This window comes from Luteibacter anthropi, from assembly GCF_023699965.1.
GTDB lineage: Bacteria > Pseudomonadota > Gammaproteobacteria > Xanthomonadales > Rhodanobacteraceae > Luteibacter > Luteibacter anthropi.
This window is the reverse complement of the sequence record NZ_CP077072.1, coordinates 2,443,422-2,458,282: the sequence shown is the minus strand read 5'-3', so window position 1 is coordinate 2,458,282 and position 14,861 is coordinate 2,443,422. Positions and strand designations below refer to the sequence as shown.

The following is a 14,861-nucleotide window of genomic DNA, read 5'->3' as shown; positions in this document are numbered from 1 at the left end:
CAAGAGCAGCAGCGCTCAGGCTTCCTCGAGCGCCTCGCGGACCTTGCGCAACAGCGCCCGCGACTGGATGGGCTTTTCGAGAACATGCAGGCGATCGAGCTGCGGCAGTTCGTCGAGATTCGGCGGGGAATCCTTGCGTGCCAGCAGCAGCACCGCACCGGTGTAACCGTGGTCAAGCAGCGCCGCCAGCGTGCGCACGCCCGTGAACAGGTTCATGTCGGCGTCCATCACCACCAGATCCGGCACGCCATGCGCCTCGATCCATTGCAGCGCGGCCGTGCCGCTCTGGCTGGCGCCGGCCTGATAGCCGTAGGCATCCAGCGTATCGACAAGCAGCGACAGCTGCGTGGCTTCTTCCACCACCACGAGCACCCGCTCCGCCTCGCCCTGGAGCGACGGCTCGATCAGCATCGGATCGCCATGTTCGTCGTGCTCGACGTTCAGCGGCAGATAGAGATGGAACTGCGTCCCCTCGTTCACCCGGCTGCGCACGCGCATGAGGCCACCATGGCTTGCCACGATGCGCTTGCACGAGAGCAGCCCCAGGCCCGTGCCGGTTTCCTTCGTGGTGAAGAACGGCTCGAACAGGCGCTGCAATACATCCGGCGACATGCCCTGGCCCGAATCGATCACCGACAACCGCAGGTAACGTCCCGGCGCCGTGGATTCGCCATCGGCGAAGAAGTCGTCCGCGAGCGTGACCTGTGCCGTCTCGATACGCAGGCGGCCACCCTCGGGCATCGCCTGGATCGCATTGAGGCACAGGTTGAGCAGACACTGCTGCAATTCCGTATGGTTGCCTTCGAACGTCACTTCGGCATCGACGACGTCCACTTCCATCGCAATATTGCGCGGCACGCTGCCCTGCATGAGCAGGCGCAGCGCGTCGAGCAAGGCACCCAGCCGCACCTGCTCGGCGCGACGTGCGCCTCGCGCGAAGGACAGCATCGACGACACCATTTCAAGGCCACGACGCCCGCAGTCACGCACCAGCGTGCCCAGGCGCGCCAGCCGCGGGTCGTCCGCATAATCTTCCAGCGTGTCGCCTGCAAGCAGCAGCGGCTGCAACAGGTTGCGCAGATCGTGACTCAGGCCACCCGCAAGCAACGCCAGGCTTTCGAAGCGTTGCGCACGGATCAGCTCCTGCTCCGCGCGCATGCGCGCCCGCTGCTCCTCGGCTTCGCGCAGCGCGCGACGCACGGCCGAAGCCAGGCGCGCGGTGTTCTGCTTGAGGATGTAATCGGTGGCGCCGTTGCGCAGCGCGGCGATGGCCGCTTCTTCGCCCAGCGTTGCGGAGATGAAGATGAAGGGTATCTCGGTATTCCGCTCGCGCAGCAGTTCCAGCGCGCGTTCGCCGCTGAACACCGGCATGCTCAGGTCGGAAAGAACGATATCCGGCCGGAAAGTATCGAGGGCATCGAGATAGGCGGCCTCGTCATCGACCAGGCGCACATCGTAGTCGAGCCCGTCATGATCGAGCTCGGTCAATACCAGTTCCGCATCGAGGGGACTATCCTCGACCTGCAAAATCCTGACCTTATGGTCTTGAGCACTCATGGCGAGAATGATCCTTACCTGACGTCCGCGCGCTCAGCCGCCGTCGGGCCGCTGGTTCAGCACGGCCCAGAAATGGCCGAGCGTCTGTACGGCGCGGAAGAACTGATCGACATCGACGGGCTTGAGCACATAAGCATTCACACCCAGGTTCCAGCTGCGGGCCAGGTCGCTTTCCTCACGCGAGGACGAAAGGATCACCACCGGCACGCGCTTCCAGCGCTCGTCGTCACGCAGATGCTGAAGTACCTCCAGGCCATCCATGCGCGGCATCTTGATATCGAGCAGGATCACCGACGGATCGCCTTCCTCGCGATTCGCATAGGCGCCGCGGCGATGCAGCCAGTCGAGGCAATCCACGCCATCTTCCAGGTGCACGATGGGATTGGCCAGCTTGGCCTCGCGAAGCGCATCGATCGCCATCTCGGCGTCGGCCATCGAGTCTTCGACGAGGAGGATGGTGCGCAGTTTCTCGCGCTGGTTCATGAGTCACCCGTTCTGGCACCCGGAAGGTCGGAGGCCGGCAAAGAAAAATGGAAGGTGGCACCGCGGTCGGTTTCGCCCTCGGCCCAGGTCCGCCCTCCATGGCGGGCGACGATGCGTCGCACGTTGGCAAGGCCGATGCCGTTGCCGGGAAATTCGGAAGCACGGTGCAGCCGCTGGAACACACCGAACAGCTTGCCCGCGTATTGCATATCGAAGCCGGCGCCGTTGTCGCGTACGAAGAACTCGTAATCACCAGAGCTCGTACGATCAAGACCGACCTCGATCTTCGCTATTTCGCGATTGCCGGTGTACTTCACGGCGTTGCCCAGCAGGTTCTGCCACACCGTGCGCAACATGTTTTCGTCGCCTACCACGATCGGCAGCGGCGCCACGCGCCACTCGATGCGGCGGTCGCGTATGTCGGTCTCCACCAGCGCACGGGCCTCTTCCACCAGCGACTGCATGTCCACCGGTTGCAGGCGCAACGCGCCGCGACCCAGGCGTGAGAACACCAGCAGGTCGTCGATGAGCTGGGCCATGCGTCGCGACGACGTGCTGATGACGTCGATGTAGTGACGCACGCGGTCATCAACCTGATCGCCCAGCTGAAGTTCAAGCTTGCTGGCGAAGCCGGAGATATGGCGCAGTGGTGCGCGCAGATCGTGCGACACCGAGTAGCTGAAGGCTTCCAGTTCGCGATTGACGTCGGATATCTGCTCCACCTTGCCTTCGAGCTGGCGGTTGAGCTCCGTCACTTTCTGCTCAACGAGGGCGCGGGCGGTAATGTCGCTGACGGTCAACAGCAGGGCCGGCTCGTCGTTGTCGGGCTGTTCGATCCGGCGGGCGTTGATGACCACGAAGCGGTCGATGCCATCGACGGTGCGCTGGGTCAGTTCGTAATCCCACAACTCGCGGTCGCGCGCGATGACGTCGGACAGGCGCTGGAGCAACGCCGTGTCCTTCCATGCACCATCGCCGATCTCGTTGAGCGGCGTGTTTTTACGACTTTCCGGATCGGAACCGTAGAGTTCGGCGAAAGCCGTATTGACCAGCAACGCGCGCAGATCGCCATCGAGCATGGCAATGGGCTCGCGCACCGCCTGCACGATGAGCTGCGAACGCTGCACCGCCTGGGCTACCTTGGATTCCGCGGCAAGGCGGATGGCGATCTGCCGTTCGGACACCACCACGACGATACCGAGAAGAAGAATCTGCGCCAGCGCGGCGACCAGCAGCACCGAGCGATTGTTCGAGGCGAGGCCCTCGGCATCGGCGCGCCGGGTGCTCAGCAGCCTGGATTCCTCTTCCAGCAGCTGCTTGACCTGCTCGCGGAAGGGAAACAGCTGCCGCGCATCTTCCATCGAGGCAAAGGCGCCGTCGCGGTCGCCCGCCTTGAGCCGCTGCAGTGCCTGGTCCGTCAGCACGATGCGCCCGTTGGTGATCGAATCGATCGCGCCCAGGCGGGTGAGCTGCTCGGCGTTGTCGCGCATCATCGTGCGCAGCGTGGCGAGGATCTCCGGTGCATTCTGGCGCGGCCCCAGGGCGCGCTCCTGAAGCACAGGCTCATCCGGTGCGCCGGCCAGGCGCGCGTAGATCGCCGCCTCGCTGCTGCGCAGGATCGCATCGAGCCGGTAGACGCTGGCCTTGATGTCGGCGGAGTGGGTGACCCAGTCGCGGGCGGCCAGGGCGTCATCCGTGCTGGAACGTGTGACGGCGTAGGGCAAGGCCACGATCACGAGCACGGCGGCAAGCAGGCCGACGAGTCGCCAGCGCAATCCGATGCGTTTGATCATGCCTTGGTCATCCCCACGACGACTCCTGCCCGGTTTAGGGCCCTCATTGTAGACGTGTATGGCATCAGGACGGCGCTTGAAGTCCGGGCATCGCTAAAACGAAGGCGGGCGTGCCACCACGACATCGCCGGACCAGTCAGACCGGTCCGGCGATGCGGGAGTGGCACACCCGCCCCATGGAGATCGCCTTAATGCCCAAGGCCCCGTGAAGAACCTGTGACGGTAGCGAAAAAGCCCTTTTAATTCGCCGACTTGCTCATCGAGTAAGGCAGCGCGTCGCCCCCCGTGGCCCAGTCCTTCGCCGGCGTGGCCTGCATCGAGAAATGCAGTTCGCCGCCGGCCACGATTTCCTCGTGGCGAATGAAGGTGCGGTTGAGCGGCTTGCCATTGAGCGTGACCTTGCCCACGTACGGATGGCCGGCATCCAGGTGGTCGGTGGACACAGTGAAGTGCTTGCCGTTGGAGAGATTCAGCGTGGCCTTGCCGACGAACGGACGACCGATCACGTACTGGTTGCTACCCGGCGCGACTGGATAGAAGCCCAGGGCCGTGAAGATGTACCAGGCCGACATCTGGCCGAGGTCGTCGTTACCCACCAGGCCCGTGGGGGTCGGCGTGTACTGGGTCTTCATGATCTGGGTCAGGCGCTCCTGCGTCTTCCAGGGCTTGCCGGCGTAGTCGTAGAGATAGGCCACGTGATGGCTGGGCTCATTGCCGTGGGCATACCAGCCGATGAGGCCGGTGATGTCTTCCACATGGGCGAACGACTTCGGATCGACCTTGGCCTCGAAGACTTCGTCGAGCTTCTTCGCGAAGGCATCGTTGCCGCCCAGTGCCTCGATGAGGGCGGCGACGTCCTGCGGCACATACCACGAGTACTGCCAGGCATTGCCTTCGGTGTAATCGCTGCCATAGGCCGCCGACGAGGGATCGAACGGCTCGCGGAACTGGCCGTCGCTCTTGCGGGCGCGCAGGAAACCGGTCTTGGTGTCGAAGCTGTTCTTCCAGTTGCCCGCGCGCTTCATGAAGGTGGCGGCGACGTCGTCCTTGCCCATGGCCTTGGCCATCTGCGCCAGCGACCAGTCGTCGAAGGCGTATTCAACGGTCTTCGACGCCGATTCGGGCTGGTGGTCGATCGCCACGTAGCCAAGCTTCATGTAGTCGTCGAGGCCGCCATAGGGGCCGTAGGTTGCGCTGGCGACCATGGCTTCCAGGGCCTTGTTGGCATCGTAGCCGCGAATGCCCTTCATATAGGCATCGGCGATCACCGGCACGGCGTGGTAGCCGATCATGCACCATGTTTCCATGCCCTGGTACGCCCACACCGGCAGGATGCCGAACGGACTGGCTTCGCGCGACGCAATGAGCGAGCTGACGAAGTCGTTGCTCTTCTCCGGCTCCAGCAGGGTCATCAGCGGCTGCTGTGCGCGGTAGACATCCCACAGCGACCACGTGGAGTGGAATTCGAAGCCCTTGGCCGTATGCACCTGGTTGTCCGGGCCGCGGTACTGGCCGTTGACGTCCATCGACAGGGTGGGCGAGAGCATCGCGTGGTACAGCGAGGTGTAGAACGTCTTGCGATCCTGCGCCGGGGCATCGAGGTCCACCACGGAGAGCACCTTCTCCCACTGCTGGCGGGCCTCGGCACGCCGCGTGTCGAAGTCGAAACCGGCGCCGTCCTGGTCGAGGTTGGCGATGGCGTTTTCCTCGCTCACCGAGGAAATGGCCATCTTCACCACCAGTGGCTGGGTCAGGTCACCAAAGTCGAACACGCCTTCCAGCGCACGGCCGCTCATGGCGTCCGTGTCGGTGCCACGGTTGCCCGGACCACCGAAGCCACGGTAAGGAATGTTCTCTTCGCGGTTCTTCAGGCTGCGCGAGACCAGCGGCTGGTTGAAGCGCATGGCGAAATACAGCTGGCGGCCGGGGGCCCAGCCGCGCGTGGTGCGGCCGCCGGTCACGGTGCCGTCGGCACGCACGCGCACGGACGACCACAGCACCTTGCCGTCGTAGTCGTAGATGCTCGGACGCAGGTCCATCAGCAGATGGGCCGGCTTGCCCTTGGGGAAGGTGTAGCGATGCCAGCCGATGCGGCGCCCGGCGGTCAGCTCGGCGCGCACGCCATAGTCGGCCAGGGTGACCGCGTAGTACCCTGCCTCAGCCTTTTCGCTTGTGTGGTCAAAACGCGAGCGGTAACCGCTACCGGGCTGGTCGGGGGTGCCGGGGTCCAGCTTCACGTCGCCGGCAATGGGCATGACCAGGAAGTCGCCCAGGTCGGAGTGGCCGCTGCCGGAGAAATGCGTATGGGAGAAACCGAGGATGCTCGTGTCGCCGTACTGATACCCGGCGGCCCACTTGTACGCGTGCTTGAAGTCCGGCATGGCCGTGTCCGGCGAGAGCTGGATCATGCCGAAGGGCACCGTGGCACCCGGGAAGGTATGGCCGTCACCACCGGTGCCGATCATGGGGTCCACCGCCTGGAAGGCGCTGGTCGGCTTGCCGCCGGAGGCCGCCAGGGCCAGGGCTGGCAGGGCCAGAGACAGGGCCGCGGCCAGCAGGCCTCGGCGCAGACGGGACGGACTCGACATCGGTGGCTCCCCTCGTTTGGACGCGTTGTATGTGGTCACGATCATTTGGATCGTGACAAACGCTCTGAAAGTAGCAAAGATGCCGCCGCATGGCATGTTGCAGTGCGTGATGCATCCCTGACCCTGCCGAGCGATCATCGCCCGGTTTAGATCGTTTGAAGGAGTAACGATGCCGAGGTCCACCCCGCAGCGCCGCAAGGTCACGCTAGCCGATATCGCCCAGGGATGCGACGTTTCGCGTGCCACCGTCTCGCTGGTGCTGCGCGGCAGCCCACTGGTCAACTCCGCCACCCGGGCCCGGGTGGAGGCCGAACTGAAGCGCCAGGGCTACGTCTATAACCGGGCGGCAGCCAACCTGCGCCGACGTACCTCCTCCAGCATCGGCCTGGTCGTCAACGACCTGGGCAACCCCTTCTTCGCCGAATTCGCGGCCGGCGCCGACGAGGCCCTGGCCAGCGCCGGCTACGTCACCCTGCTGGGCAATACCGGCGAATCGCCGGAGCGCCAGCAGGCGGTGCTCACCTCCCTGGTGGAGCACGGACCCGCCGGCATCATCCTTTCGCCCGCCGAAGGCAGCGACGGTGAGCGGGTGCTTTCGGCCGTGGGCATGCATACGCCCCTGCTGGTGTTCAACCGCGAACTGCCCGACAACGACGGCACCCATCGCTGGGACACCCTGGAGATGGACAACGAGCACGGTGCCCGCCTTGCGACGGAACACCTCATCGGCCTGGGTCACCAGCGCATCGCCTTCTTCGGCGGTCACCGCGACTCCAGCTCGGTGGAGCAGCGTCGCCGGGGCTATACGAGCGCCATGAAGGACGCCGGCCTGCCGGTGGAACCCAACTGGCTGATCGAAAGTGCCCCGACCCGCCTTGAAGCTGCCCGCCAGACCGGCGCGTTGTTTGCGCGCGATCCGGCCCCCACGGCAGCGGTCTGCTACAACGACGCCGTCGCGCTGGGCCTGATGCTGGGCCTCACGCGACGCGGACGCCGGCCGGGAGAGGATTTTGCCCTCACCGGCTTCGACGATGTCGCCGAATCTTCGGTATGCGTGCCGCCCCTGACGACCATCGCGGTAGACCCGCGAGGCCTCGGCCGGCGCAGCGCCGAACTCATCCTGCAACGATTGGGCAATCCCGAGACCGATACGGCCTATACGATCGCCCCCGTCCGGCTGGTGGTGCGCGAAAGCAGCTGCCCTCCGACTTCACCCTGACCCACAAGGAGCGCCCCATGGCCACCGGTCCCACGCCATTGCCCACCTCGTCGTCCGCGACAGGCTCCGGCGATACCCGCTACACCTATTTCCCGCTGGCGCTCGGCGTCATGACGACGATCTTCTTCATGTGGGGCTTCCTCACGTGCTTGAACGACATCCTCATCCCGCACCTGAAGGCCGTGTTCGAACTGAACTACGCCCAGGCCATGCTGATCCAGTTCACCTTCTTCGGCGCGTACTTCATCATGTCGCTGCCCGCCGGCCGCCTCGTGGCGTCGCTGGGCTACAAGAAGGGCATCGTTGCGGGCCTGATCATCGCGGGTATCGGCGCGGCGCTGTTCTGGCCGGCCGCCGGCATGCGCGTGTATGCCTTCTTCCTCGGCGCCCTGTTCATCCTGGCTACCGGCATCACGGTGCTCCAGGTGGCAGCCAACGCCTACGTGGCCCTGCTGGGTCCTGAGAAGACCAGCTCCAGCCGCCTTACCCTGGCCCAGGCGCTGAACTCGTTCGGCACCTTCCTCGCTCCGTTCTTCGGCGGTTTCCTGATCCTCTCCAACGAGGTCAAGAGCGGCGCCGACATCGCCAAGATGAACGCTGCCGAGCAGATCACCTACCGCGCCCACGAAGCCAGCGCCGTGCAGGGTCCGTACATCGGCCTGGCCGTGGTGCTCGTGCTGCTGGCCATCGGCGTGTACCTGTTCAACCTGCCCACCCTGCAGGAAACCACCGAGAAGGCCGACGACGGCCACCACTCGCTGATGGACGCCCTGAAGACCCCGCACGTGTTCTTCGGCGTGCTCGGCATCTTCTTCTACGTGGGTGGCGAGGTCTCGATCGGCAGCTTCATGATCAACTACCTGCAGCTGCCTGAGATCGGCAACATGTCGGGTGAGGTCGCCGCCAGCCATGTCGCCTTCTACTGGGGTGGCGCGATGGTCGGCCGCTTCATCGGCTCGGCCCTGCTGGCCAAGTTCTCGCCGCGCAAGCTGCTGGCCGCCTTCGCGGTCATCAACGCCCTGCTGGTCATCACCACGATGAGCACCACCGGCACGGTTGCCGTGTACAGCATCGTCAGCATCGGCCTGTTCAACTCGATCATGTTCCCGACGATCTTCTCGCTGGGTATCGAGCGCATGGGTCCGCTGACCGGCAAGGCATCGTCCCTGCTGATCATGGCCATCGTGGGCGGCGCGCTCATCCCCTGGATCCAGGGCGTGGTGGCCGATGCCATCGGCGTGCAGCACGCGTTCTTCATTCCGCTGATCTGCTACGGCTACATCCTGTTCTACGGCCTCAGTGGCTCGAAGATCCGCAATCTTCCGGTCGCGACCCGCTGATACCTCCCCATGACGGCGACCGGCCCTTGCGCCGGTCGCCGCGTTTTTTCTTCCATCCTCGCCCCAAGGACACGCCGTTCGCATGTCTTCTATCCTCTGCTTCGGCGAGGCGCTGATCGATTTCCACGCACAGCCCCAGGGCGGCGCCGGTCAGCCTCCCGCCTTCGTTCCCTTCGCCGGCGGCGCACCCGCCAATGTCGCGGTCGCCGCGGCCCGTCTCGGTGCGCAGGCCCGCTTTGCCGGCATGCTCGCGCGCGACATGTTCGGCGACTTCCTGCTCAAGAGCCTCACCGACCTCGGTGTCGGCACGGACGATGTCGCCCGTACCGACGAGGCACGCACCGCGCTGGCCTTCGTCGCCCACGACGACAAGGGCGATCGCAGCTTCAGCTTCTATCGTCCGCCCGCGGCTGATCTGCTGTTCCGTCCCGAGCACTTCCGCAACGAAGCGTTCGACGATCTTGCCGTCTTCCACGTCTGCTCCAACTCGCTGACCGAGGCTGCCATCGCCGCCACCACGGTGGAAGGCATGCGCCGCGCCCGCGCCGCCGGCGCGCTGGTCAGCTTCGACATGAACCTGCGCCCGGCGCTGTGGCCCAAGGGCGAAGACCAGCTCCCGCGCCTGTGGGAAACGCTGTCCGAAGCCGACGTCATCAAGCTCAGCGCCGAAGAATTCGCCGTTCTGCATGAGGGGGCCGGTTCCGACGAGGCCGTACTCAAGCGCCTGTGGGAAGGCCATGCCCGCCTACTGCTGGTCACCGATGGTGCCGAGCCGATGCGTTGGTTCACCCGTACGGCCAGTGGCGTCATCAAGGGTTATCGCGTGGACGCCGTCGACACGACCGCGGCCGGCGATGCCTTCGTGGGCGGCCTGCTCGCCCGCCTGGCCTCCGAGGGCGTCACCCTCGACAAGCTCGACGCGCTGGTCGCCGACGGCGATCGCCTGAGCGACCTCATTCGTTTCGCCGCTGCCTGTGGCGCGATCACCGCCACGCACAAAGGCTCGTTCACCGCCATTCCCGACCAGGCCGAAGTCAAGGCCTTCATGGAGAAGCACGCATGACGAACGTACCCCTTCCCGATTTCCATTCCGTCGATGTCCTGCGCGACCATGTCGCGAAGACCATGGCCTTCTACAAGCCGAACGAGGTCGATCCGGCCGGCGGTTTCTTCCAGTACTTCAAGGACGACGGCACGGTCTACGACCGCAGCCATCGCCACCTGGTGTCGAGCACGCGCTTCGTGTTCAACCATGCCATGGCCTACCTCGAGTTCAAGAAGCCCGAGGACAAAGATCTCGCCATGCACGGCCTGAAGTACCTGCGCGAAGTGCATCGCAATCCTGAAACCGGCGGCTATGCCTGGACCATTCAGGACGGCAAGCGCGACGATCAGATGAACCACTGCTACGGGCTGGCCTTCATGCTGCTGGCCTACTCCTGTGGCGTGAAGGTGGGCTTCGACGAAGCCCGCGCCTGGCAGGGCGAGATCTGGGACCTGCTCGAAAAGCGCTACTGGGAGCCGGACTACGGCCTGTACCGCGACGAGGCCGACAAGGACTGGAACTTCACCGGTTACCGCGGCCAGAACGCGAACATGCATATGACCGAGGCCATGATCGCCGCGTGGGAAGCCACGAAGGACGACCGCTACCTCGACCGCGCCCTGCTGCTCGCCGAGAACATGACCCAGCGCCAGGCCGCCCTCACCGAGCAGAAGCTCGTGTGGGAGCACTACCACCAGGACTGGACGGTTGATCTCAAGTACAACCTCGACAATCCCAAGCACCTGTTCCGCCCGTGGGGCTTCCAACCGGGTCACCAGACCGAGTGGGCCAAGCTGCTCATGATGCTGGAGCGCTACACCAAGGGCACGCCGCGCCATAAGGCATGGCTGGTGCCGACCGCGAAGCATCTGTTCGACGTTGCGCTGGACAAGGCCTGGGACAAGCAGTACGGCGGCATCGCCTATGGCTTCGCTCCCGAGGGCGAGGTCTGCGACGACGACAAGTATTTCTGGGTGCAGGCCGAATCGCTCGGCGCCGCGCAGCTGCTGTTCGAAACCACCGGCGAGAAGCAGTACGACGAGTGGTACGAGAAGATCTGGGCGTACAGCTGGGAGCACTTCGTCGACCACAGGTACGGCGCGTGGTACCGCATCCTCAAGCGGAACAACGAGAAGTACGACGACGAGAAGAGCCCCGCCGGCAAGACCGACTATCACACCATGGGCGCTTGCTATGAAGTGATGGCGTCGCTGCGTCGGATGCAGGGAAAGTAAGTAAGCTCGTAAAACGACAGGCCGGCCAACCGCCGGCCCGTCGTTCCTGCGAAAGCAGGAACCCAGCGCCCCGGTTCACCAGTAAACACCGCCACGTTTCATCGGCTCGTGTGTAGGTGGCCTTCTCGCGAGAACCTATTGCACCGCACTGGGTCCCTGCTTCTGCAGGGACGACGTCAGGGGTAGGCAGGGCATCGCCATCTCGCAACCCGTCGTTCCTGCGAACGCAGGAACCCAGCGTCCCGGTTCACCAGTAAACACCGCCACGTTTCATCGGCTTGTGTGTAGGCAACCCTCTCGCGAAAACCTAGCGCACCGCACTAGGTCCCTGTTTTCACAGGGACGACGTGAGGGGTAGGAGGGGAACCGCCATCTCGCAACTCGTCGTTCCGGCGAAAGCAGGAACCCAGCACCCCGGTTCACCAGTAAACACCGCCACGTTTCATCGGCTCGTGTGTAGGTGGCCCTGTCGCGACAATCGATTGCACCGCACTGGGTCCCTGCTTCCGCAGGGACGACGTCAGGGGTAGGCAGGGCATCGCCATCTCGCAACCCGTCGTTCCTGCGAACGCAGGAACCCAGCGTCCCGGTTCACCAGTAAACACCGCCACGTTTCATCGGCTTGTGTGTAGGTAACCCTCTCGCAAAAACCCACCGCACCGCACTGGGTCCCTGCTTTCGCAGGGACGACGTGAGGGGTAGGTGGGGAGCTGCAATCTCATAGCCCGTCGTTCCTGCGAACGCAGGAACCCAGCGCCCCGGTTCACCAGTAAACACCGCCACGTTTCATCGGCTCGTGTGCAGGTAACCCTCTCGCAAAAACCTATTGCAACGCACTGGGTCCGAAGCGTTCGCAGGGACGACGTGAGGGACACTATGGATTAATGACCGTCCACCACCGGTAGCTCAATGGCACTCGCCTGTCCCGGCGCATGCCACACCTGCTGCGTGGCCCTGACGTAATCCGACGGCTTCGCAAAGAAGATGTTCGGCACGAACGTCTGCGGGTTGCGGTCGTAAAGCGGGAACCACGACGACTGCACCTGCACCATTACGCGATGCCCCGGCAGGAAGGTGTGGTTCACCGTGGGCAGGCCGAAGCGATATTGCAACGGCGTGTTCGGTGTCAGCGCCTTCCCTTCCGAGAAACCCTCGCGATAGCGGCCACGGAAGATATCCATCGACACGCTCAGCTCATAGCCGCCCATCGTTGGCGTCGTGGCATCCGTATCCGGATACACGTCGATCAGCTTCACCACCCAGTCGCTGTCGGTGCCACTGGTGGACGCGTACAGGTTCACCTGCGGCGCACCGGCCACGCGCAACGGCGTCTTCAACGGCTCGGTAACGTACGTGAGTACATCCGGCCGGCCATCGACGAAACGCTGGTCCTGTACCAGCCAGGTCGTCCACGACTGGCGATCAGCGAAGTGCACGGGGCGCGGCACATACGGCACCGGCTTGGCCGGGTCGGAAACGTACTCGTCGTATTTCGCGGCATCGGCCGCCGGCGCCGTAAACGACAGCCCGCCGTTGGCTTCCAGGTACAGCGGCTTCGTGCCCTTGGCCTGCGGCCAGGATGTGAAGCGATCCCAGTGGTTCTCGCCCGTGTTGTAGATGAACACCGGCGGCGTCTTCGCCTTGGGCGCACCGTCCACCAGGTATTGGTTGAAGAACGGAAGCAGTACGTCGCGACGGAACTGCAACGCGGTATCGCCGTCCCAGTTGAGCGCACCGAGCGATGCACCGCCATAGTTCACCTGACTATGCCGCCACGGCCCCATCACCAGATAGTTCATCGTATTGGTGGTGTCCTTCGGCTCCACGGCCTCGTAGCTGTGGATGGCGCCCCACATGTCTTCCTGGTCCCACAGGCCCTGGATCCACATGGTGGGCACCTTCAGCGGCTGCTTCGCCATCACCTTGTCCAACGCCTGTCCCTGCCAGAACGCATCGTAGGCCGGATGCTCGCTGACTTTCCGCCAGTAGGGCAGCGAATCGATACCTGCGGCACGCGCATAGTCGCCGGCCGAGCCCGCCCGCAGGAAATTGGTGTAGTCGTCATAGCCCTGGCGCTGCACCGGCCAGCCCTTGCCCTGCTTCGCCGTCTGACCGGTGAAGTAGTCGAAGTTGGTCTGCCGGAAGGCGCCGTAGTGGAACCAGTCGTCGCCCATCCAGCCATCCACCATCGGGCTTTCGGGGGCGGCGACCTTGAGCGCGGGGTGCGGATTGACCAGGGCCATCACCACGGTAAAGCCCTCGTACGAGGAGCCGAGCATGCCGACCTTGCCGTTCGATTCCGGCACGTTCTTCACCAGCCAGTCGATGGTGTCGTAGGCATCGGTGGAGTGGTCCACTTTCGTGTCGTTGAGCGGCCCGCGCAGGGGGCGGGTCATCACGTAGTCGCCCTCGGAGCCATATTTGCCACGCACGTCCTGGAAGACGCGGATGTAGCCGGCATCAACGAACACCTCGTCACTCTGCGGCAGCAGGTTGCGCATGCTGGGCGAGTCGACCCGCTCGGTCCGGCCGTCGGCGTCGTAGGGGGTACGGGTAAGCAGGATGGGTGCGCGATGGGCCCCCTTGGGCACCACGATCACGGTATGCAGCTTCACGCCATCGCGCATCGGGATCTCGACCACGCGTTTCACGTAGTCGTTGGCGCTGGTGGAGGCTTTGTAGTCCGCCGGAATATCCGGCGTCATCGGCGCCGTCTGCGCCAGGGCAAGCGAAGGGGACACGGCCAGGGACAAGGCGAGCATGGCGGGCAACGGGCGAAGCGATATCGACATGGCGATTCCTGCTGTCTGGGACGAAACCCTCCTAGCCTGCCCCAAGCTGAACGCCACCACCATCGTCATAGGTCATGCCCCGGCGAATCGTGGGCAATAAAAAACCCGCCGCGCCCCTTACGAGACGCGGCGGGTTCGGATGAGGCGTATTACTGCTGACCGGCGGTCGAAGCAGCAGCCGGGGCGGCCGTCGAGGCAGCAGCCGGAGCGGCGGTCGAGGCAGCAGCCGGGGCTTCAGCCGGGGCGGCAGCGGCGGTCGAAGCAGCAGCCGGAGCGGCAGCGGCGGTCGAGGCGGCGGCCGGAGCGGTGTTGGCCGAGTCGTCGGTCTTGTTGCAGCCCGAGAGCGCGGCAACGGCGGCGAAAGCAAGAACAGTGATCGAAGCGAGCTTCATGGGTTACTCCTCATTCGTTATTTATGGATGCAAGCGCGGCGTCGGTTACCCCTCGGGACGATGGGCCCTCCACGGCTTTCGCCGCGCCTGCTGGCAGATCAATGTAACACCCCTGGGCGCCCCCATCGGAGACAGGGACGCAAAGGATTCAATCGTGAAGCGAGTTCCCGCCGCAAGGCCTGAACGCGTTCACGACTATTTTCAGAGGAATTGCGTCGCCGCGCACGCGGGCGCCTCGCCGACTTGTCATCCTCAAGTGGCGCTTTATACCCTGAATGACGGTTCCCTGGGAAGCGGAAGGATCGCCATCATCAACGGTATCCGGCCTTTTCCGCCTGCGGGCATGATTCGCGTGCCGCATTCGCGCCATGCGTCCCCCGCAGACCTGTTATCGCCGAAGGCGCATCGGCTCACGCC

Annotated in this window: 10 protein-coding genes; 4 read left to right on the top strand and 6 right to left on the bottom strand. The window is 64.5% G+C overall.

Going from position 1 to position 14,861, the window contains the following annotated elements:
* Nucleotides 1-15 precede the first annotated feature (15 nt).
* The 4 genes from KR767_RS10770 to KR767_RS10755 form a co-directional block, all read right to left on the bottom strand.
* On the bottom strand, nt 16-1,557 hold the full coding sequence (locus tag KR767_RS10770; protein ID WP_166947397.1) for a response regulator: 1,542 nt from the start codon (nt 1,555-1,557) through the stop codon (nt 16-18).
* A 33-nt stretch (nt 1,558-1,590) separates the two neighbouring features.
* Entirely contained in the window at nt 1,591-2,040 is a 450-nt protein-coding gene (locus tag KR767_RS10765; RefSeq protein ID WP_166947396.1) for a response regulator, read from the bottom strand.
* The gene (locus KR767_RS10760) at nt 2,037-3,833 is read right to left on the bottom strand and encodes a sensor histidine kinase (protein WP_166947395.1); all 1,797 of its coding nucleotides are present in this window, start codon (nt 3,831-3,833) and stop codon (nt 2,037-2,039) included. The genes KR767_RS10765 and KR767_RS10760 overlap by 4 nt, the downstream gene beginning before the upstream one ends.
* 239 nt (nt 3,834-4,072) lie before the next feature.
* Complete coding sequence (locus tag KR767_RS10755; RefSeq protein ID WP_250879103.1) at nt 4,073-6,421, bottom strand: GH92 family glycosyl hydrolase; 2,349 nt, start codon at nt 6,419-6,421, stop codon at nt 4,073-4,075.
* 169 nt (nt 6,422-6,590) lie between these two features.
* Here KR767_RS10755 and KR767_RS10750 point away from each other — a divergent pair, with 169 nt between their 5' ends.
* From KR767_RS10750 to KR767_RS10735, 4 genes are all read left to right on the top strand, one after another.
* Nucleotides 6,591-7,640: a LacI family DNA-binding transcriptional regulator gene (locus tag KR767_RS10750; RefSeq protein WP_250879102.1), complete on the top strand. Its 1,050-nt coding sequence runs from the start codon at nt 6,591-6,593 to the stop codon at nt 7,638-7,640.
* A gap of 110 nt (nt 7,641-7,750) precedes the next feature.
* A complete protein-coding gene (gene fucP / locus KR767_RS10745) occupies nt 7,751-8,980 on the top strand; it encodes an L-fucose:H+ symporter permease (protein ID WP_250879150.1) in 1,230 nt (409 codons plus the stop codon).
* Between the two features lie 82 nt (nt 8,981-9,062).
* Nucleotides 9,063-10,043, top strand: a complete 981-nt coding sequence (locus tag KR767_RS10740; protein WP_166947391.1) for a carbohydrate kinase family protein — start codon at nt 9,063-9,065, stop codon at nt 10,041-10,043.
* Nucleotides 10,040-11,260 (top strand): AGE family epimerase/isomerase, encoded by a 1,221-nt coding sequence (locus KR767_RS10735; RefSeq protein WP_166947390.1) that lies wholly within the window; start codon nt 10,040-10,042, stop codon nt 11,258-11,260. The genes KR767_RS10740 and KR767_RS10735 overlap by 4 nt, the downstream gene beginning before the upstream one ends.
* Nucleotides 11,261-12,141: 881 nt before the next feature.
* On the opposite strand, the gene KR767_RS10730 is transcribed toward KR767_RS10735, so the two are convergent.
* The gene (locus tag KR767_RS10730) at nt 12,142-14,022 is read right to left on the bottom strand and encodes a CocE/NonD family hydrolase (RefSeq protein ID WP_425602749.1); all 1,881 of its coding nucleotides are present in this window, start codon (nt 14,020-14,022) and stop codon (nt 12,142-12,144) included.
* Nucleotides 14,023-14,201: 179 nt separating this feature from the next.
* Complete coding sequence (locus tag KR767_RS10725; RefSeq protein WP_166947356.1) at nt 14,202-14,444, bottom strand: hypothetical protein; 243 nt, start codon at nt 14,442-14,444, stop codon at nt 14,202-14,204.
* Nucleotides 14,445-14,861: the final 417 nt, after the last annotated feature.